This window comes from Klebsiella sp. AqSCr, assembly GCF_008452795.1.
Lineage (GTDB): Bacteria > Pseudomonadota > Gammaproteobacteria > Enterobacterales > Enterobacteriaceae > Klebsiella > Klebsiella pneumoniae.
The window spans coordinates 2,355,704-2,374,342 of record NZ_MJDM01000005.1 but is presented as its reverse complement, the minus strand read 5'-3'; the positions used below and the strand labels follow the sequence as shown (position 1 = coordinate 2,374,342).

19 protein-coding genes and 1 tRNA gene are annotated in these 18,639 nt (G+C 57.1%); 11 read left to right on the top strand and 9 right to left on the bottom strand.

All coding sequences use genetic code 11. The features are described from left to right. Nucleotides 1–13: 13 nt before the first annotated feature. The 9 genes from BHE81_RS15580 to BHE81_RS15540 all read left to right on the top strand — a co-directional run bounded on the left by BHE81_RS15580 (nt 14) and on the right by BHE81_RS15540 (nt 7,774). On the top strand, nt 14–1,087 hold the full coding sequence (locus tag BHE81_RS15580; protein ID WP_110246535.1) for a phage tail protein: 1,074 nt from the start codon (nt 14–16) through the stop codon (nt 1,085–1,087). 109 nt (nt 1,088–1,196) lie between these two features. Continuing rightward, nucleotides 1,197–2,378 (top strand): phage tail sheath protein, encoded by a 1,182-nt coding sequence (locus BHE81_RS15575; RefSeq protein ID WP_020316736.1) that lies wholly within the window; start codon nt 1,197–1,199, stop codon nt 2,376–2,378. A gap of 13 nt (nt 2,379–2,391) precedes the next feature. After that, on the top strand, nt 2,392–2,907 hold the full coding sequence (locus BHE81_RS15570) for a phage major tail tube protein (protein ID WP_032697532.1): 516 nt from the start codon (nt 2,392–2,394) through the stop codon (nt 2,905–2,907). A 60-nt stretch (nt 2,908–2,967) separates the two neighbouring features. Further along, on the top strand, nt 2,968–3,243 hold the full coding sequence (locus BHE81_RS15565; protein ID WP_047934997.1) for a phage tail assembly protein: 276 nt from the start codon (nt 2,968–2,970) through the stop codon (nt 3,241–3,243). A 32-nt stretch (nt 3,244–3,275) separates the two neighbouring features. After that, a complete protein-coding gene (locus BHE81_RS15560; RefSeq protein ID WP_014343413.1) occupies nt 3,276–3,395 on the top strand; it encodes a GpE family phage tail protein in 120 nt (39 codons plus the stop codon). Then, entirely contained in the window at nt 3,388–5,829 is a 2,442-nt protein-coding gene (locus BHE81_RS15555; RefSeq protein WP_110246534.1) for a phage tail tape measure protein, read from the top strand. The genes BHE81_RS15560 and BHE81_RS15555 overlap by 8 nt, the downstream gene beginning before the upstream one ends. 13 nt (nt 5,830–5,842) lie before the next feature. Continuing rightward, nucleotides 5,843–6,322, top strand: coding sequence for a phage tail protein (locus tag BHE81_RS15550; protein WP_110246533.1), 480 nt, complete (start codon nt 5,843–5,845; stop codon nt 6,320–6,322). Further along, nucleotides 6,322–7,488, top strand: a complete 1,167-nt coding sequence (locus BHE81_RS15545; RefSeq protein ID WP_110246532.1) for a phage late control D family protein — start codon at nt 6,322–6,324, stop codon at nt 7,486–7,488. Before BHE81_RS15550 ends, BHE81_RS15545 begins: the two co-directional genes overlap by 1 nt. Before the next feature lie 67 nt (nt 7,489–7,555). Beyond that, the gene (locus BHE81_RS15540) at nt 7,556–7,774 is read left to right on the top strand and encodes a DNA-binding transcriptional regulator (RefSeq protein WP_032454093.1); all 219 of its coding nucleotides are present in this window, start codon (nt 7,556–7,558) and stop codon (nt 7,772–7,774) included. A gap of 167 nt (nt 7,775–7,941) precedes the next feature. On the opposite strand, the gene BHE81_RS15535 is transcribed toward BHE81_RS15540, so the two are convergent. Then, nucleotides 7,942–8,017 (bottom strand) — tRNA-Ile (locus BHE81_RS15535). Nucleotides 8,018–8,141: 124 nt separating this feature from the next. On the opposite strand from BHE81_RS15535, the gene mug reads away from it, so the two are divergent. Further along, nucleotides 8,142–8,648, top strand: a complete 507-nt coding sequence (mug, locus tag BHE81_RS15530; RefSeq protein ID WP_002917636.1) for a G/U mismatch-specific DNA glycosylase — start codon at nt 8,142–8,144, stop codon at nt 8,646–8,648. A gap of 98 nt (nt 8,649–8,746) precedes the next feature. Here mug and rpoD read toward each other — a convergent pair whose 3' ends face one another. The 3 genes from rpoD to rpsU all read right to left on the bottom strand — a co-directional run bounded on the left by rpoD (nt 8,747) and on the right by rpsU (nt 12,879). Then, complete coding sequence (gene rpoD, locus BHE81_RS15525; RefSeq protein ID WP_004174339.1) at nt 8,747–10,588, bottom strand: RNA polymerase sigma factor RpoD; 1,842 nt, start codon at nt 10,586–10,588, stop codon at nt 8,747–8,749. A 218-nt stretch (nt 10,589–10,806) separates the two neighbouring features. After that, nucleotides 10,807–12,552 carry a DNA primase gene (gene dnaG, locus BHE81_RS15520; protein WP_023342604.1) on the bottom strand — a complete coding sequence of 582 codons (1,746 nt, stop codon included), beginning with the start codon at nt 12,550–12,552 and terminating at the stop codon, nt 10,807–10,809. A gap of 111 nt (nt 12,553–12,663) precedes the next feature. Beyond that, entirely contained in the window at nt 12,664–12,879 is a 216-nt protein-coding gene (gene rpsU / locus BHE81_RS15515) for a 30S ribosomal protein S21 (protein ID WP_001144069.1), read from the bottom strand. 237 nt (nt 12,880–13,116) lie between these two features. Between rpsU and tsaD the strand changes: the two genes are divergently transcribed. Then, nucleotides 13,117–14,130, top strand: a complete 1,014-nt coding sequence (tsaD, locus tag BHE81_RS15510; RefSeq protein ID WP_004900709.1) for a tRNA (adenosine(37)-N6)-threonylcarbamoyltransferase complex transferase subunit TsaD — start codon at nt 13,117–13,119, stop codon at nt 14,128–14,130. Nucleotides 14,131–14,174: 44 nt separating this feature from the next. Here tsaD and BHE81_RS15505 read toward each other — a convergent pair whose 3' ends face one another. The 5 genes from BHE81_RS15505 to BHE81_RS28800 all read right to left on the bottom strand — a co-directional run. Then, a complete protein-coding gene (locus BHE81_RS15505) occupies nt 14,175–15,782 on the bottom strand; it encodes a purine-cytosine permease family protein (RefSeq protein ID WP_023283001.1) in 1,608 nt (535 codons plus the stop codon). 153 nt (nt 15,783–15,935) lie between these two features. Beyond that, on the bottom strand, nt 15,936–16,553 hold the full coding sequence (gene ureG, locus BHE81_RS15500; RefSeq protein ID WP_002916877.1) for an urease accessory protein UreG: 618 nt from the start codon (nt 16,551–16,553) through the stop codon (nt 15,936–15,938). Nucleotides 16,554–16,561: 8 nt separating this feature from the next. Next, nucleotides 16,562–17,236: an urease accessory protein UreF gene (locus tag BHE81_RS15495; protein WP_004150924.1), complete on the bottom strand. Its 675-nt coding sequence runs from the start codon at nt 17,234–17,236 to the stop codon at nt 16,562–16,564. A gap of 1 nt (nt 17,237) precedes the next feature. Beyond that, nucleotides 17,238–17,714, bottom strand: a complete 477-nt coding sequence (gene ureE, locus BHE81_RS15490; RefSeq protein WP_004215466.1) for an urease accessory protein UreE — start codon at nt 17,712–17,714, stop codon at nt 17,238–17,240. A 9-nt stretch (nt 17,715–17,723) separates the two neighbouring features. Further along, the coding region (locus BHE81_RS28800) for an urease subunit alpha (protein ID WP_228268720.1) at nt 17,724–18,639 on the bottom strand (916 nt) is incomplete at its 5' end.

Genomic DNA, 18,639 nt, shown 5'->3' with positions numbered 1-18,639 from the left:
CCAGGGGGAGAGTATGGAAAAAGTATATCAGGCCATTCTGACCGAAAAAGGCCGCGACAAACTGGCGGCTGCGGCTATCACTGGTGAACAGGTCGGGTTTACCATGATGGGCGTGGGGGATGGTGGCGGGCAATCTGCTGTGCCATTCTCCGCGCAGGACTCGCTGATTAACGAGCTGTACCGCGCATCATTAAACCGGCTGGTCATCGCTGACCAGGCCGCAAATGTGATCCGTGCTGAAATGGTCATGCAGCCGCAGGTCGGCGGGTTCTGGTTGCGGGAAGCCGGATTATACGATGATGCAGGCGACTGTCTGGCAGTAGCGAACCTGCCGCCCTCTTATAAACCGATGCTTGCGGAGGGCGCGGGCCGGTTGCAGGCAATCAATCTGTGGATAGCGGTCAGTAATACCGCCGATGTGCAGTTAATGACTGACCCGACAGTGATGATTGCCAGCGTGGATGAGGTGGAACGCGCAAAAAATGAGGCAAAAGATTATACCGATGAGGTGTTAGGCGACCTCGATACGAACATTAAGCAGATTATTGCCGAAGCCGTCAAAACGGCGGTAAGCGATGCCTGGGAGCTGGATAATCCAGTCGGCACCACGCGATTTTTTAATCAGAATATTAACCCTAATGAGCGCTGGCCATGGTCGCAATGGGTATACACCGGCGAAAATAAAACGATTAGGGTAGCAAAATCCGATGGCTCAAACGTAGGCGTGACCGGCGGCAGCGATACCGTCACGCTCCAGCAGGCCAACCTGCCCGCCGTTCAGATTGATGTGAGCGGTGAAACCAGCGAGCAGATAGAGCAAAAGCTGACAACCACGAAAAACGGTGAACACAATCATGGTGGCGTGGCCGGTAAGGATGACCCCTGGGAGATTGGCGGCGATGTGCGGCAGCTCTTTAACCCGAAAGAGCTGGGCGTGACCGATGACGCCGGAGAGCACGACCACGAAGTCACGGTACCGGCGCACAAACACACGACAAGCGGCAAAACCGCCAACCTCGGCGAAGGTAAATCGTTCAGCGTGGTGGAAGCCCACACCATGCTGATGTGCTGGAGCCGCGTTGCCTGACCTGTGACGGTCATTCCTGTTGTACTGTCCCTGTTACAGCGGGGATGACTCGTCACCCCTTCCCCCACGATTGAAAATAATGCTCACCCTTAACCACGGAGTTAAACGGATGAGCGATTTTCATCACGGCGTCCAGGTTGTCGAGATTAACGACGGCACCCGCGTCATTTCCACCGTATCAACAGCGATTATCGGCATGGTCTGTACGGCCAGCGATGCCGATGCCGCCACCTTCCCACTCAATAAGCCCGTACTGATTACCAGCGTGCAAAGCGCCATTGCGAAAGCGGGTACAAAAGGCACCCTGGCCGCATCCCTCCAGGCAATCGCCGACCAGTCGAAACCGGTCATTGTCGTTGTGCGCGTTGCCGAAGGTACCGGCGATGATGCCGAAGCGCAGACTATTTCCAACATCATCGGCGGCACCGACGAAAGCGGCAATTACACCGGGCTGAAAGCGCTGCTCACGGCGGAGGCCGTCACCGGCGTAAAACCGCGCATCCTCGGCGTGCCAGGTCTCGATTCCCTTGAGGTTGCGACCGCGCTCGCGCCGATTTGCCAGAAGCTGCGCGCCTTTGGCTACGTCAGCGCCTGGGATTGCCAGAACATTTCCGAGGCGATGCTCTATCGCGAGAATTTCAGCCAGCGTGAGCTGATGGTTATCTGGCCCGATTTTCTGGCATGGGATACCACGGCGAACGCGACCGAAACCGCCTGGGCGACTGCCCGCGCGCTGGGCCTGCGCGCCAAAATCGACCAGGACACCGGCTGGCATAAAACCCTGTCAAACGTTGGCGTGAATGGCGTCACCGGCATCAGCGCGTCGGTCTTCTGGGATTTGCAGGAATCCGGCACCGATGCCGACCTGCTTAACGAGGCTGGCGTCACCACGCTGATTCGCAAAGACGGGTTTCGATTTTGGGGTAACCGCTGCTGTTCAGATGACCCCCTGTTCCTGTTTGAGAACTACACCCGCACCGCGCAGGTTATCGCTGACACAATGGCCGCTGGTCACATGTGGGCGGTCGATAAGCCCATCACCGCCACTCTGATTCGGGACATCGTTGCGGGTATCAATGCGAAATTCCGCGAGATGAAAACGGCGGGCTATATCGTCGATGCGACCTGCTGGTTTGATGAATCGGCCAACGACGCGGCGACCCTCAAAGCCGGGAAACTGTATATCGATTACGACTATACGCCGGTTCCCCCTCTCGAAAACCTGACGCTACGCCAGCGCATTACCGATAAATACCTGGCGAATCTGGTGTCATCGGTTAACAGCAATTAAGGAGCCCTGACCAATGGCAATGCCGCGCAAGCTCAAATACCTGAACACGTTTTTAGATGGCGTCAGCTATCTCGGCGTTATCGAGTCCGTCACCCTGCCAAAGCTGACCCGTAAGCTGGAAAACTACCGGGGCGGCGGGATGTCAGGCTCGGCCCCGGTCGATTTCGGCCTCGACGATGACGCGCTGGCGATGGAGATTTCCCTCGGCGGCTTCCCTGATGATGCGATCTGGTCGCTTTATGGTGCCGTCGGTACCGGGACGCTACTGCGCTATGCAGGCTCTTACCAGCGGGACGATACCGGCGAAACCGTGGCGGTGGAAGTTGAGACCCGTTTCAAGGTGAAGGAAGTCGATAACGGCGAGAGCAAACAGGGCGAGGATACCAGCAGCAAATTATCGCTGGTCTGCTCGTACTACAAGCTGACCATGAACGGTAAAGAGCTGGTAGAAATCGACGTCCTCAACATGATTGAGAAGGTGAACGGCGTCGACCGACTCGACCAGCACCGCCGCAATATCGGCCTGTAATTTTTCCCCGGCCAGCACGCCTGGCCGGTTAACCCCGAATCCGTAAACAGCGAGAAACTCATGAGCAAAGAAAACATCGTCACCCTGGAAAACCCCATTAAACGCGGCGATCAGGTCATCGAAAAAATCACCCTGATGAAGCCCAACGCCGGAACCCTGCGCGGTGTCAGCCTGGCCGACGTTGCGCGCTCTGAAGTGGATGCCCTGATTAAAGTGCTGCCGCGTATGACCAGCCCATCACTCACCGAATCAGATGTCGTCATGATGGATTTACCCGACCTGATGGCGCTGGCAACAAAGGTGATCGGTTTTTTGTCGCCGAATTTGGCGGATTAAATTTCCCGAAAGACCTGTCGGTCGATGACCTGATGGCGGATATCGCGGTGATTTTTCACTGGCCGCCATCAGAGTTATATCCCATGAGCCTGACCGAGCTCACCACCTGGCGCGAAAAGGCGCTACAGCGAAGCGGAAACACGAATGAGTAACGACGTTAAATTGCAGGTATTACTCAAGGCTGTTGACCAGGCGACCCGCCCGTTTAAATCCATCCAGACAGCGAGCAAAACGCTGTCTGGTGATATCCGGGACACTCAAAAATCACTGCGTGAACTGAACGGCCAGGCATCCCGTATTGACGGGTTTCGCAAGGCCAGCGCGCAACTTGCCGTTACCGGTCAGGAGCTGAAGAAAGCGAAACAGGAAGCCGCTGCGCTGGCGATCCAGTTTAGAAATACCGAACAGCCGACGCGCGCGCAGGCGCAGGCAATGGATGCCGCCCGTAAAAGTGCCGCCGCGCTCCAGCTCAAACACAACAGCTTGCGGCAGGCAGTACAACGCCAGAGGCAGGAGCTCAGTCAGGCGGGAATTAATACCCGCACCCTGGCGGCAGACGAGCGCCGGTTAAAAACCAGCATCAGCGAAACGACTGCGCAGCTCAATCGCCAGCGTGAAGCACTGGCGCGCGTCAGCGCGCAACAGGCAAAGCTCAACGCGGTTAAGCAACGATATCAGGCCGGTAAGGAGCTGGCCGGAAATGCGGCCGCAATGGGTGCCGCCGGTGTCGGTATGGCGACGACCGGCACGCTGGCCGGTGTGGCGCTGATGAAACCGGGTTATGATTTTGCGCAGAAAAATTCCGAGTTACAGGCTGTACTCGGCGTGGCGAAAGACTCCGCAGAAATGACGGCTTTGCGAAAGCAGGCCCGACTGCTGGGTGACAATACAGCCGCCTCTGCCGATGATGCGGCCGGTGCTCAGATTATCATTGCAAAAGCAGGCGGAGACGCGGCGGCGATTCAGGCGGCGACGCCCGTCACACTTAATATGGCGCTTGCTAACCGTCGAACAATGGAAGAGAACGCCGGTTTGCTGATGGGGATGAAATCAGCTTTCCAGCTCACTAACGATCAGGTCTCTCACATCGGTGATGTCCTGTCGATGACAATGAATAAAACCGCCGCAGATTTTGACGGGCTTAGTGATGCGCTGACATATGCTGCGCCGGTGGCGAAAAATGCCGGTGTCAGTATTGAGGAAGCCGCTGCAATGGTTGGCGCCCTACATGATGCGAAAATTACGGGGTCAATGGCTGGTACGGGTAGCCGCGCTATTTTAAGTCGATTACAGGCACCGACCGGGCAAGCCTACGCGGCGATTAAAGAGCTTGGGGTTAAAACGGCAGACAGTAAGGGGAATACCCGCCCGATATTTACCATCCTGAAGGAAATGCAGGCCAGTTTTGAAAAAAATAAGCTGGGTACCGGTCAGCGCGCTGAATACATGAAAACGATCTTCGGTGAAGAGGCCAGCTCTGCCGCCGCTGTTTTGATGAACGCGGCTCAATCAGGAAAGCTGGACAATCTCACTGCTGCATTTAAAGCCTCTGACGGTAAGACGGAGGAACTAGTTAAGGTTATGCAGGACAATCTCGGCGGCGACTTTAAAGAGTTTCAGTCGGCATATGAGGCTGTAGGTACTGACCTTTTTGACCAGCAGGAATCCTCCTTACGAAAACTGGTGCAAACAGCTACCGGCTACGTGCTCAAACTTGATAAATGGATCCAGCAAAATAAAGAGCTCGCGCAGACGCTGGGGGTGATTACCGCTGTGGCGATCGGGGTCGTGGGGATGATTGGTGCTATTGGGCTGATTGCCTGGCCGGTGATAACCGGTGTAAATGCCATCATCGCCGCTGCGACGGCGCTCGGTACCGTATTTACTACGGTGGCCGGTGGCGTCGTTACTGCAATTGGCGCGATCTCCTGGCCGGTTGTTGCTGTCGTGGCTGCAATAGTGGCCGGGGCATTGCTCATCCGTAAATATTGGGAGCCCATCAGCGCATTTTTCGGCGGAGTGATTGAAGGGATGCGGGCCGCATTTGCGCCAGTAGCTGAACTGTTTGCGCCGCTTAAACCGATGTTTGACTGGCTGGGCGGAAAGCTTAAAGCCGCATGGGACTGGTTCAGCAACCTGATTGCGCCGGTCAAATCATCGCAGGAAACCTTAAACAGTTTTCGTGATGCCGGTGTGTTGTTTGGTCAGCGCCTGGCTGACGCTCTTACGTTACCGCTTACAGCATTCAATAAGCTGCGCAGCGGTATTGATTGGGTGCTTGAAAAGCTCGGCATTATCAACAAAGAGTCCAGCACGCTTGACCAGACTGCCGCAAAAGCAAATGCAGCCACCCGGGGTAACTCTTATATCCCGGCTACCAGTACTTATAGCGGCTATCAGGCATATCAACCCGTCACTGCACCCGCCGGACGTTCTTACATCGATCAGAGTAAAAGCGAGTATCACATTTCCGTTGATGGTGGCGGTAACGGCACGCAGCTCGATCGTCAGTTACAGGATGCGCTCGAAAAATTTGAGCGTGAAAAACGCGCCCGCCAGCGTGCCAGCATGAACCACGATGGATAGGAGGTGAAGAAAAATGATGCTCGCACTCGGTATGTTTGTTTTTATGCGCCAGACATTGCCACACCAGACGATGCAACGCGACGCCGAATATCGGTGGCCATCAAACTCCCGCGTAGGTAAGCGGGATTCTTTCCAGTATCTGGGGCCGGGGGATGAAAAAATTACCCTGGCCGGTGTGTTGTACCCGGAGCTCACCGGCGGAAAGTTGACGATGACGGCCATTCGTTTAATGGCTGACGAGGGGCGCGCCTGGCCGTTACTGGATGGTACCGGCACGATTTACGGTATGTACGTCATCAATAATATCAGCGAGATAGGAAGCCTGTTTTTTGCCGACGGAACGGCACGCAAAATTGATTTTACGTTGACGCTCACCCGCGTGGATGAATCTCTGGCGGCGCTGTATGGCGATATCGGCGAACAGGCCAAATCGCTGATTGGCAAGGCGGGAAATATGGCCTCGTCAGTGGCTAGCATGGTGGGGATTAGCTGATGCTTGATATGCTGAATCTGAATGCGGGTGGTGTACTGACGCCCGATTTTATGCTGATGCTCGACAGCAAAGATATTACCGGCAACATCAGTAATCGGTTGATGAGCCTGACCATGACAGACAATCGCGGATTCGAAGCCGACCAGCTCGACATCGAGCTTGATGATGCTGACGGGCTGGTCGAGCTGCCGTTACGCGGTGCCGTACTGACGCTTTACCTCGGGTGGAAAGGCTTTGCGTTGATTGGTAAGGGAAGTTTTACCGTCGATGAGGTTGAACATCATGGCACGCCGGACACGGTTACAATCCGCGCCCGTAGCGCCGATTTTCGGGGGACGCTTAACTCACGTCGGGAAGAGTCCTGGCATGACAAGACGCTCGGCGAAATCGTGGCAGCGATAGCGACCCGTAACAAACTGGCGTCGAGCGTTTTACCGGAGCTGGCCGGAATAAAAATTCCACATATCGACCAGTCACAGGAATCGGACGCAAAATTCTTGACACGCCTCGCCGAGCGAAACGGCGGTGAGGTTTCTGTAAAAGCGGGAAAATTGCTGTTCCTCAAAGCCGGTCGCGGGGTTACAGCCAGCGGAAAAGCCATTCCGCAGGTCACGATCACCCGCAGCGATGGCGACCGCCATCAGTTTTCCATTGCTGACCGTGGGGCATATACCGGCGTTACGGCAAAATGGTTGCACACCAAAGACCCGAAACCACAAAAGCAAAAGGTTGCGTTAAAACGCAAACCCAAAGAACAGCATTTACGCGCACTACAGCACCCGAAAGCAAAACCGGTAACGAGGAAAAAAACGGTGAAGACGCCGGAAGCCAGGGAGGGTGAATACATGGTCGGCGAGGATGACAACGTGTTTGCCCTGACTACAATTTTTTCAACCAAAGCGCAGGCCATGCGAGCCGCCCAGGCTAAATGGGACAAACTGCAACGTGGTGTTGCTGAGTTTTCTATCAGGCTTGCGACAGGGCGCGCCGACCTCTACCCGGAGACACCAGTGCAGGTTTCAGGCTTTAAGCGCGTCATAGACGAGCAATCATGGACAATCACTAAGGTGATGCACTCTATGAGCAATAGCGGCTTCACGACGAGTTTAGAGCTTGAGGTGAAATTGTTGGATGTAGAGTACGGTTCTGAAGAGGAGGAAGAATAAAAATATTCTCAAATGGTGAAAACGTGAGTATCATTTACTCACTTTATGTGAATTGTTGGGGTGTGAAATGTTCCATTGTCCAAAATGCCAGCACGCGGCACATGCGCGCACCAGTCGCTATCTAAGTGAGAATACCAAAGAGCGTTACCATCAATGCACTAACATCAATTGCAGTTGCACATTTGTGACAATGGAATCAGTTGAGCGATTTATTGTAACTCCTGGGGTGATTATACCCGCACCTCCACACCCCTCAACTGGAGGGCAAAGAACATTGTGGCTGTAGATATGACCCGCTTAGTGCGGGTTTTTTTATAGGTGAAAAAGAGCGGGTAGGTTCTATACAAAGCCATAATCATAAAACAACGCGACACTTTTGCGACACAAGGATGGCACCAAACAAAAAAGCCACTCGCTAGAGTGGCTTAATCATATGATTATAAAGCTAAAATTTGGTGGCCCCTGCTGGGTTTGAACCAGCGACCAAGCGATTATGAGTCGCCTGCTCTAACCACTGAGCTAAGGGGCCGTGGCGAGGGATTATAAAGTAACTGGCGATTGCAATCCAGCGTAAAGCGCGCAGCTGCTGTTTTTATAAACAATGCATTTTCAATCCTTTATAATCATGTTTTAGCCATACAGCCGGAGAAAACATGATTAGCGATATCCTTGCGCCGGGCCTGCGCGTTGTCTTTTGCGGTATCAACCCGGGGAAGTCCTCCGCCCATACCGGCTTTCATTTTGCCCATCCTGGCAATCGCTTCTGGAAGGTCATCCATCAGGCCGGGTTCACCGATCGGCAGCTCAGGCCGGAAGAGGAGCTGCAGCTGCTGGATACGCGCTGCGGCATCACCATGCTGGTAGAGCGTCCGACGGTGCAGGCCAGCGAGGTCGCCTTGCAGGAGCTGCGCAGCGGCGGCCGTGAGCTGGTGCGGAAAATTGAAGAGTATCAGCCGCAGGCGCTGGCGGTGCTCGGCAAGCAGGCCTTCGAGCTGGCCTTTAACCAGCGCGGCGCGAAGTGGGGGAAACAGGCCATGACCATCGGGACGACCCAGGTGTGGGTGCTGCCTAATCCCAGCGGCTTAAACCGGGCGACGCTCGATAAGCTGGTGGCGGCCTATCGTGAACTGGACGATGCCCTGGCAACCCGCGGCCAGTAGCGGAGAGAGGCGACTTTCCCGGGATGGCCACCTGAACGCCATAAAAAAGCTCCCCGCAGGGAGCTTTTTAACAGGCTGTAGACGATGCCCCGCGACGATTAATCGTCGAGGAAGCTACGCAGCACTTCAGAACGGCTCGGGTGGCGCAGTTTACGCAGCGCCTTCGCTTCGATCTGACGGATACGTTCGCGGGTAACGTCGAACTGTTTACCCACTTCTTCCAGCGTGTGGTCGGTGTTCATGTCGATACCGAAACGCATACGCAGCACTTTCGCTTCACGAGCGGTGAGGCCGGCCAGCACGTCATGCGTTGCCGCGCGCAGGCTCTCGGTGGTCGCAGAATCCAGCGGCAGCTCGAGGGTGGTATCCTCGATGAAATCCCCCAGATGCGAATCTTCATCGTCGCCGATCGGCGTTTCCATGGAGATAGGCTCTTTGGCGATCTTCAGCACTTTACGGATTTTGTCTTCCGGCATCAGCATACGCTCAGCCAGCTCTTCCGGGGTCGGTTCACGGCCCATCTCCTGCAGCATCTGACGGGAGATACGGTTGAGCTTGTTGATAGTCTCAATCATATGCACCGGAATACGGATGGTGCGCGCCTGATCCGCGATAGAGCGGGTGATGGCCTGACGGATCCACCAGGTGGCGTAGGTCGAGAACTTGTAGCCGCGACGGTATTCGAACTTATCGACCGCTTTCATCAGACCGATGTTGCCTTCCTGAATCAGGTCGAGGAACTGCAGACCGCGGTTGGTGTATTTCTTGGCGATAGAGATAACCAGACGCAGGTTCGCTTCAACCATCTCTTTCTTCGCACGACGGGCTTTCGCTTCGCCGATGGACATGCGACGGTTGATATCTTTAACCTGCTCGATGGTCAGGCCGGTCTCTTCTTCAATCTGCTGCAGTTTCTGCAGGCCGCGCTGCACATCTTCTTTCACTTCCAGCAGCTTCTCAGACCACGGCTTGTTCATTGCCACCGCGGCGTTGAACCAGGTTTCGCTGGTTTCGTTGCCGGTGAACAGGGTGATGAAGTTTTTCTTCGGCATTTTGCACTGCTCAACGCACAGCTTCATGATGATACGTTCCTGAGTACGAACGCGATCCATCATGCTGCGCATGCTGTTGACCAGGTAATCGAACTGCTTCGGCACCAGGCGGAACTGCTTGAAAACTTCAGACAGCTTCAGGATCTCTTCCTGGGCGGCGGCATGGCTACGACCTTTGGCTTTGATGGTGTCGCGCGTCAGCTCGTACTGGGTACGCAGCTCGGCGAATTTCTCACGGGCCAGCTCTGGGTCGATGCTGTTGTCGTCATCGCTGTTGTCGTCGGCGTCTTCATCTTCGTCTTCGTCTTCGTCGTCATCCATCTCTTCCTGAGACAGCTCGGAGCCAACGTGGGTGGCGGTTGGCGCCATATCTTCTTCGGCGTTCGGATCGACGAAACCGGTGATCAGATCGGACAGACGGGCTTCTTCCGCTTCAACGCGGTCGTACTGCTCAAGCAGGTAGGTGATCGCTTCCGGATATTCGGCAACGGAGCACTGCACCTGATTGATGCCGTCTTCGATGCGTTTGGCGATGTCAATTTCGCCTTCACGGGTCAGCAGCTCTACGGTACCCATTTCACGCATGTACATACGCACCGGGTCGGTCGTGCGCCCGATTTCGGATTCCACGCTGGAGAGCACCTGCGCGGCGGCTTCGGCAGCATCTTCATCCGCGGTGTTTTCGGCAAGCATCAGATCATCGGCATCCGGTGCTTCTTCCATCACCTGAATACCCATGTCGTTGATCATTTGGATGATGTCTTCGATCTGATCGGAATCGACGATATCTTCCGGCAGATGGTCATTGACCTCGGCATAGGTCAGATAGCCTTGCTCCTTACCACGTTGGACAAGAAGCTTCAGCTGTGACTGCGGGTTTTGCTCCATAAGACGGTATCCACACTTAATTCGTTTGATTGGTGTCGGCAGACGGGCTGTCGACATTTAAAGCGAGGGCGTACTTATATTATTGCCGCTGCGCCTCTGCGCGGCTGTCGGGGGCTTCCCGATCGATACTCGGCACTTAAGCCGTTAAATACTTTTCCTTCACGTTGTTCTGCGCTTTCTTACTGCTTTGATACAACGTGAAGGATATTGTCTGTCATTTATTTTTTCGCCAGCTCCTGGCTGATGGTCCAGAGCTCCCGGCGTTCTTCACTGCTTAAACCGTGTGTGCGATCGCGAGCTATCAACTCTTCCTGTCGCAGTTCCAGCAGTGAATCAAACATATGGTTGAGCGAGTCGGTGAAGGTTTGTTCAGCGATGTCTTTATCTGCTATATCGTCCCACATCGACAGTTTTTCAAGGGTTGCCGCCTCTTTTGTGCCGCGATATTGCTCTAAAAGTTGCCCGGTTGTCAGACCAGGCTGCGCCAGACAGCTCTTCACCAGTTCGCTGAACAGGCTCAGTCCCGGTATTTTGCGCGAGTCCAGTCCCTCCAGCGGCGGGACTAACGGCGCCAGATCCGGGTTTTGCACCAGCAGTCCTATCAGTATACGCATGGTCGTGCGTTTTAGCTGCGGTGCGGGACGCGGCGCGCCATTTTCCGCCTGTTTTGGCATTAATCGTTCAAGCTGCGCGTCATCTAAAATGCCCAGCTTATTGCCCAACTCCTGACGCAAATAGATGCGCAGCGTTTCGCCCGGGACCTGGGTTATCAGCGGCAGCGCCAGCGTGCTCAACTGCGCGCGCCCGTCCGGAGTACTCAGATCGACCTGCGGCAGCAGGCTGTTAAACAAGAACGTGGAGAGCGGCTGAGCCTGCTCCATCCGCGCCTCGAACGCCGCTTTGCCCTCTTTACGCACCAGCGTATCCGGGTCTTCGCCGTCAGGCAGAAACATAAAGCGTAGCTGGCGACCATCGGTCATGTACGGCAGCGCCGTCTCCAGCGCGCGCCAGGCGGCATCGCGGCCGGCCCGGTCGCCGTCGTAGCAGCAGATGACGTTATTCGTCACCCGGAACAGCAGCTGGATATGGTCGGCCGTGGTCGAGGTACCCAGCGAGGCCACGGCATAATTAATGTCGTACTGCGCCAGCGCCACGACGTCCATATACCCTTCGACAACCAGCAAACGCGGTGGTTCGGGGTTATCCTGCTGCGCTTCATACAGGCCATACAGCTGGCGGCCTTTATGGAATATGTCGGTTTCCGGGGAGTTCAGATACTTCGGCAGGGCATCGCCCAGCACCCGTCCGCCAAACCCAATCACCCGGCCTCGCTTATCGCGGATGGGGAACATCACCCGTTCGCGGAAGCGGTCGTAACTGCGTCCCTGATCGTTGGTGACCAGCATGCCGGCATCAATAAGCGACTGGCGGTTTTCCTGATTGCCGCCAAACCGTTTTAAAACGTTATCCCAACCTGGGGGAGCATAGCCGATGGCAAAGCGCGTAATCACCTCGCTGCTTAACCCCCGTTTCGCCAGGTACTGGCGCGCAGGATCGGCGGCGGGCTGCATCAGAGACTGTTGATAAAACGCATTCAGACCATCCAGTAACTGGTAGAGGTTCTGCCGTTGATGGCGCTCTATCTGGCTGGGTCCGTTGCCTGCTTCATAAGGTACTTCGAGGTTGTGCATGGCGGCCAGCTCTTCGACCGTTTCCACGAACTCGAGCTTGTCGTAGTTCATCAGGAAGTCGATAGCATTGCCGTGCGCCCCGCAGCCGAAGCAGTGGTAAAACTGTTTTTCACCGTTGACGGTGAAAGAGGGGGTTTTTTCGTTATGGAACGGACAGCACGCGTGAAAATTTTTGCCCTGCTTTTTCAGCTTTACCCGCGCATCGATCAGATCGACGATGTCGGTTCTGGCAAGCAGATCGCTAATAAATACACGTGGAATTCGTCCAGCCATAAGCCCCGTTATTTCTGATGACTATAAACGAAAATAAGCCGCGCATTCCTTTCGGAAGCACGGCCTTACAACTACAACTCGGTCTGAATTGAGAGCGTCGCTCTCAACAGATTAGTACAGACGAGTACGGCGTGCGTTTTCGCGAGCCAGTTTCTTCGCGTGACGTTTCACTGCAGAAGCTTTAGCGCGCTTACGTTCGGTAGTCGGTTTTTCATAGAACTCACGACGACGAACTTCCGCCAGAACACCTGCTTTTTCGCAGGAACGCTTGAAGCGACGCAGAGCTACGTCGAACGGCTCGTTTTCACGTACTTTAATTACCGGCATGTGCCTCTCACCTTTGATTAATTCGGTTTGCCGCTGGCCGCAATGCCAGCTTATTTCAAAATGGTGCGGAATTTTACTGCAACTACTGCTGCTTTGTAAAGCACCGGCGCCTTTTTTGAAAGGGACTTTTATAAGGGTGAGGAGTATACACGAAGAGAGCACCAGGGGTGAGCAAAGTTTTACATCGCCGGTCATTGGACCTACACTGCGCGGTATTGAAGCGAGGTAAAACAACTCATGCGTGTACTGGGCATTGAAACATCCTGCGATGAAACCGGCATCGCGATTTATGACGACCAGCAAGGTCTGTTAGCCAACCAATTGTATAGTCAGGTGAAACTGCATGCGGATTACGGAGGCGTGGTGCCGGAGCTGGCATCGCGCGACCACGTGCGCAAAACGGTGCCGCTGATCCAGGCGGCGCTGAAAGAAGCCGGTCTGACGGCGAAAGATATCGACGCCGTCGCCTATACGGCGGGTCCAGGCCTGGTCGGCGCGCTGCTGGTCGGGGCGACCGTTGGCCGGGCGCTGGCCTTCGCCTGGAACGTGCCGGCGATCCCGGTACACCATATGGAAGGGCATCTGCTGGCGCCGATGCTGGAAGATAATCCGCCGGCGTTCCCGTTCGTCGCGCTGCTGGTTTCCGGCGGCCACACCCAGTTGATTAGCGTCACCGGTATTGGTCAGTATGAACTGCTGGGCGAGTCGATTGACGATGCGGCGGGCGAAGCCTTTGATAAGACGGCGAAGCTGCTGGGATTGGATTATCCCGGCGGGCCGATGCTGTCGAAAATGGCGTCCCAGGGCACCGAAGGCCGCTTTGTCTTCCCGCGGCCGATGACCGACCGTCCGGGGCTGGACTTTAGCTTCTCCGGCCTGAAGACCTTCGCCGCCAACACCATTCGCAGCAACGGCGACGATGAGCAAACCCGCGCCGACATCGCCCGGGCGTTTGAGGATGCGGTCGTCGATACGCTGATGATTAAATGTCGCCGCGCGCTGGAGCAAACCGGCTTTAAGCGTCTGGTGATGGCGGGAGGCGTGAGCGCCAACCGTACCCTGCGGGCGAAGCTGGCGGAGATGATGCAAAAACGCGGCGGCGAGGTGTTCTACGCCCGCCCTGAGTTCTGTACTGACAACGGCGCGATGATCGCCTACGCCGGCATGGTGCGTCTGCAAACCGGCGCCAAAGCCGAGCTCGGCGTGACGGTTCGCCCGCGCTGGCCGCTGGCCGAGCTGCCTGCCGCCTAACGCATCCTGAAACAGGCCGACGTCACGTCGGCCTGCCTTCCTGACTACTCCATACTTTTACACAGCGAGCAGATGGCTCCCTGATGCTTGTGCGAGTGCATCACGTCCGGGCGCTCGTACTCTTCCTCACAGCTAACGCATTGATACACGGTGCTGGAGGCGTTCCCCGCCGCGTCATAGCGCGGCTCGGCGATGCCGTCATCCACCTGCTTAATATAGTAGCGCCCGCGGGTAAGGAGCCCCATCAGCGGGGTCATGACAAAGGCAACGACCAGCGCAATCAGCGGCGAGAACGGCGCCAGCGTCGCCCCTAACAGACCGAAGAAGGCGCAGATCGACAGCCCGGCGGCCAGACCAAAGGAGACCACGCCCACCGGGTTAACGTTGTAGATCATGCCGCGACGATACTCCGGCTGCGCCGGCGCCAGCTTGAGCAAGCCTTTATTAAAGGTGATGTCGGTCGCCACCACCACGACCCAGGCGATGGCGAAGTTGGAGTAAAAGCCGAGGATCCACGACAGGGCGCTGAACATATCGCCCTCCATCAGCGCCAGGGCAATCGCCAGGTTGACCACCACAAAAATAATCCGTCCCGGATAGCGTTTGGTGGTGCGGGTCCAGGCGCTGGTCCACGCCAGCGAGCCGGAGTAGGCATTGGTGACGTTAATTTTGATCTGCGAGATCACCACCAGCACCACCGCCAGCGTCAGGGCCAGCCAGCCGGGCACCAGGTTATCGAAGACGCTGACGAACTGCTGCACCGGTTCGGTATTGTGCACCGCCGGGAAACGGGTCAACAGATAGAAGCCGAGGAAGGCGCCGATGATCTGTTTGATCGCCCCTAACACCACCCAGCCCGGGCCGGCGGAAAAGACCGCCAGCCACCAGCTTTTACGGTTCTCCGCGGTCTTAGGCGGCATAAAGCGCAGGTAATCAATTTGCTCGCCAATCTGCATGATCAGCGACAGGCATACCCCGGCGCCGAGCATGATGGCGGTGATATCCACCGTCGACGCGCTGTTTTTACCGGCGAAATGCAGGAAGCCGTCCACCAGCTGCGGATCTTTGACAATCAGCCACACCACCGGCACCACCATCAGCACCAGCCACAGCGGCGTGGTCCACACCTGCAGTCGGGTCAGAGCTTTCATGCCATAGACCACCAGCGGGAGCACCATCAGGGTGGCGATCAGATACCCCATCCACAGCGGGATCCCGAGGCCCACCAGCAGCCCCTGGGCCATGATCGAGCCTTCGAGGGCGAAGAAGATAAAGGTGAAGCCGGCAAAAATAATGCTGGTGATCACCGAGCCGAAATAGCCGAAGCCGGCGCTGCGGGTGATCAGGTCAAGGTCAATGTTGTAGCGCGCGGCGGTGATCGCCAGCGGAATGCCGGTGAGGAAGATCACCAGCGCCGCCACCAGGATCGAATAGATGGCGTTGCTGGTGCCCCAGGCCATACCGATGCTGGCGCCGATGGAAAAGTCGGCCAGATAGGCGATGCCGCCCAGCGCGGTGACCGCGACGACGCCCGGACCCCAGCGGCGAAAGCTCAGCGGGGCGTAACGTAAGGTGTAATCTTCTAAGGTTTCCCGGGTACCGGAAGTCCGCGTTGTCGCGGGTAATTCAGGGTTAAGATCCAGTGATGACATAGTCATTCCTTAATGGTTAGGCATGACTTGAATTAGCAAACCTTATGCCATATTGCAGGGCAGGCGTGGCGCGGAGGTGGAGGCAGGATGATATAAAGAGAGAGCAGAGGCTGCACCATCCGGACGCGCTTGCGCCCGGCTGGTGCAACAGGCCTATTTGCCAAGCATGCCTTTGTCTTCGAGGAAGGCGATAATGGTGCTCAGGCCGTCGCCCTGCTTCAGATTGGTGAAGGTCCATGGGCGATCGCCGCGCATACGCTGGGTATCGCTCGCCATCACCTCCAGCGACGCGCCCACATAGGGGGCAAGGTCGGTTTTATTGATCACTAGGAAATCGGATTTGGTGATCCCCGGTCCGCCTTTGCGCGGGATCTTCTCCCCTTCGGCCACATCGATGACGTAGATGGTCAGATCCGCCAGCTCCGGGCTGAAGGTGGCGCTCAGGTTATCGCCGCCGCTTTCCACGAAGATAAGGTCGAGGTTACCGAACTTTTCACTCAGCGCTTCCACGGCGGCGAGGTTCATTGAGGCATCTTCGCGGATCGCCGTATGCGGGCAGCCGCCGGTTTCCACACCGACGATGCGTTCAGGCGCCAGCGCGCCCGCTTCGGTGAGGATGCGCTGATCTTCTTTGGTATAGATGTCGTTAGTGACCACCGCCAGCTGCCAGGTATCGCGCATCGCTTTACACAGTGCTTCCAGCAGAGCGGTTTTACCGGAGCCGACCGGGCCGCCGACGCCGACGCGCAGCGGGTGTTTATAAGAGTTCATGGCTTCTCCTAGGAACGGAATAATCGAGAGTATTGGGTTTCATGCCGGGCAGAGGCGATAGCGGCGAGCGGGGTGGCCGATCCGATATCGCCGTCCGGCGCGGCCAGCGCGCGGGGCATCTCGGCCGCGTAGTGGTCACAAAGACGTAAAATCAGCTGCTGGGCGGCCTGCTGGCCGAAGGGGACCAGCTTGACGCCGGCCATCACGGCGCTCTCAATCCAGCTATAGCCCAGGCTGAGGGCCATCTCGGGCAGGGCGATACGCCAGCGCACGCCGAGCCAGGCCATCCCGGCGAGCTGACTTTGCTGGCACAGGGAGCGCCACGGCGGCGGACAGTCCGGCTGCCAGTCGCTCAGCAGACGGGCAAACGCCGCGCCGCGGTTGCGCTCTTCCTCCCGCAGTTCACGAGTTTCCCGGCAGGCCAGCAGATAGGCGGTCCAGCGCTGGGCCGCAGCGATATCGCCTTGTTCGCAGGCGCGGTACAGGCGGGCGAACAGCGGCAGGTCAACGGTAAAAAAGCCTTCCGTCATCTGGCGTCGCTGCCAGCGCTCGAAGGCCGCGACGTCCAGCACCCAGCCGGCTTCCACAGCCCACTCCAGCCCCTGGGACCAGCTGTAACCCCCTACCGGCAGGTTGCTGCTGGCCAGCTGCATCAGCCGCAGGCGTTGTTCCGCTGTCGACATGCTAGTGGCTGTGAGCGTGGTGGTCATGATGAGCATGATGATGACCGTGGCTCTCGCTGGCGTAAGCGCCGGCTTCCGGCTCGAACGGCAGCTGGCCAAAGGTCACCGTCAGGCCGAACTGGCGCAGCATATCGTCCAGCACGTGATCGTGATGGTAGCGCAGCTCGCCCGGCATGATCTGCAGCGGCACGTGACGGTTGCCGAGGTGGTAGCAGGCCTTCGCCAGCATAAAGGGATCGTCGCAGCGCACTACCGACACCCCTTCATCAGCGGCAATCACCTGCACAAACTCGGTGCCTTCTTCGTTGCTGAGCACATCGCCGCCGCGCAGCAGCAGGCCGCGGGGCAGCAGCAGGCCGGCTTCCCGGCCATCGTTGAGGGTGACCTTAACCCGGCTTTTGACGCGAACATCAATCGGCAGCGTAACGCTGGCGGTCGCGGCGCTGGGGATCTCCAGACGTTGAGTTAAATAAAGCATCCGCTCTCCTTAAAACAGAAAATATCGTTGCGCCATCGGCAGAACGTCTGCCGGCTCGCTGGTGATAAGTTCGCCATCCACCCGCACCTCATAGGTCTGGGCGTCGACGGTGATGTTAGGCTGCAGGCTGTTGTGCACCATGTCGGCTTTCTGCACCGTACGGCAGCCTTTCACCACGGCGATCGCGCTGCGCAGGTTCAGCCGCTCGGCAACGCCATTGGCTGCCGCCGCCTGCGACAGGAAGGTGAGGCGGCAGTGATGGCGGGCGCTGCCCAGCGCGCCAAACATCGGGCGGTAGTGCACCGGCTGCGGGGTCGGAATAGAGGCATTGATATCGCCCATCGGCGCGATGGCGATCATGCCGCCTTTGATCACGGTGGCCGGTTTCACGCCGAAGAAGGCTGGTGACCAGACCACGAGGTCAGCCAGCTTACCCACCTCAATGGATCCGACTTCGTGTGCGATGCCGTGGGTCAGCGCTGGGTTGATGGTGTATTTGGCGATGTAGCGCTTCACGCGGAAGTTGTCGTTATCCCCGGTCTCCTCCGCCAGCGCGCCGCGCTGCACCTTCATGCGATGCGCCACCTGCCAGGTGCGGAGAATCACTTCTCCGACGCGGCCCATGGCCTGCGAATCGGAGGAGGTGAGCGAGAAGGCGCCGAGATCGTGCAGCACGTCTTCCGCAGCGATGGTTTCCCGGCGAATGCGCGACTCGGCAAAGGCCACGTCCTCGGCGATGTCCGGGTCCAGATGGTGGCAGACCATCAGCATATCGAGATGTTCATCGATGGTGTTGAGGGTGTAGGGCAGCGTTGGGTTGGTGGACGACGGCAAAATGTTCGGGTGGGCGCAGGCGGTGATGATGTCCGGCGCATGGCCGCCGCCGGCCCCTTCGGTATGGAAGGTGTGGATGGTGTGGCCCCCC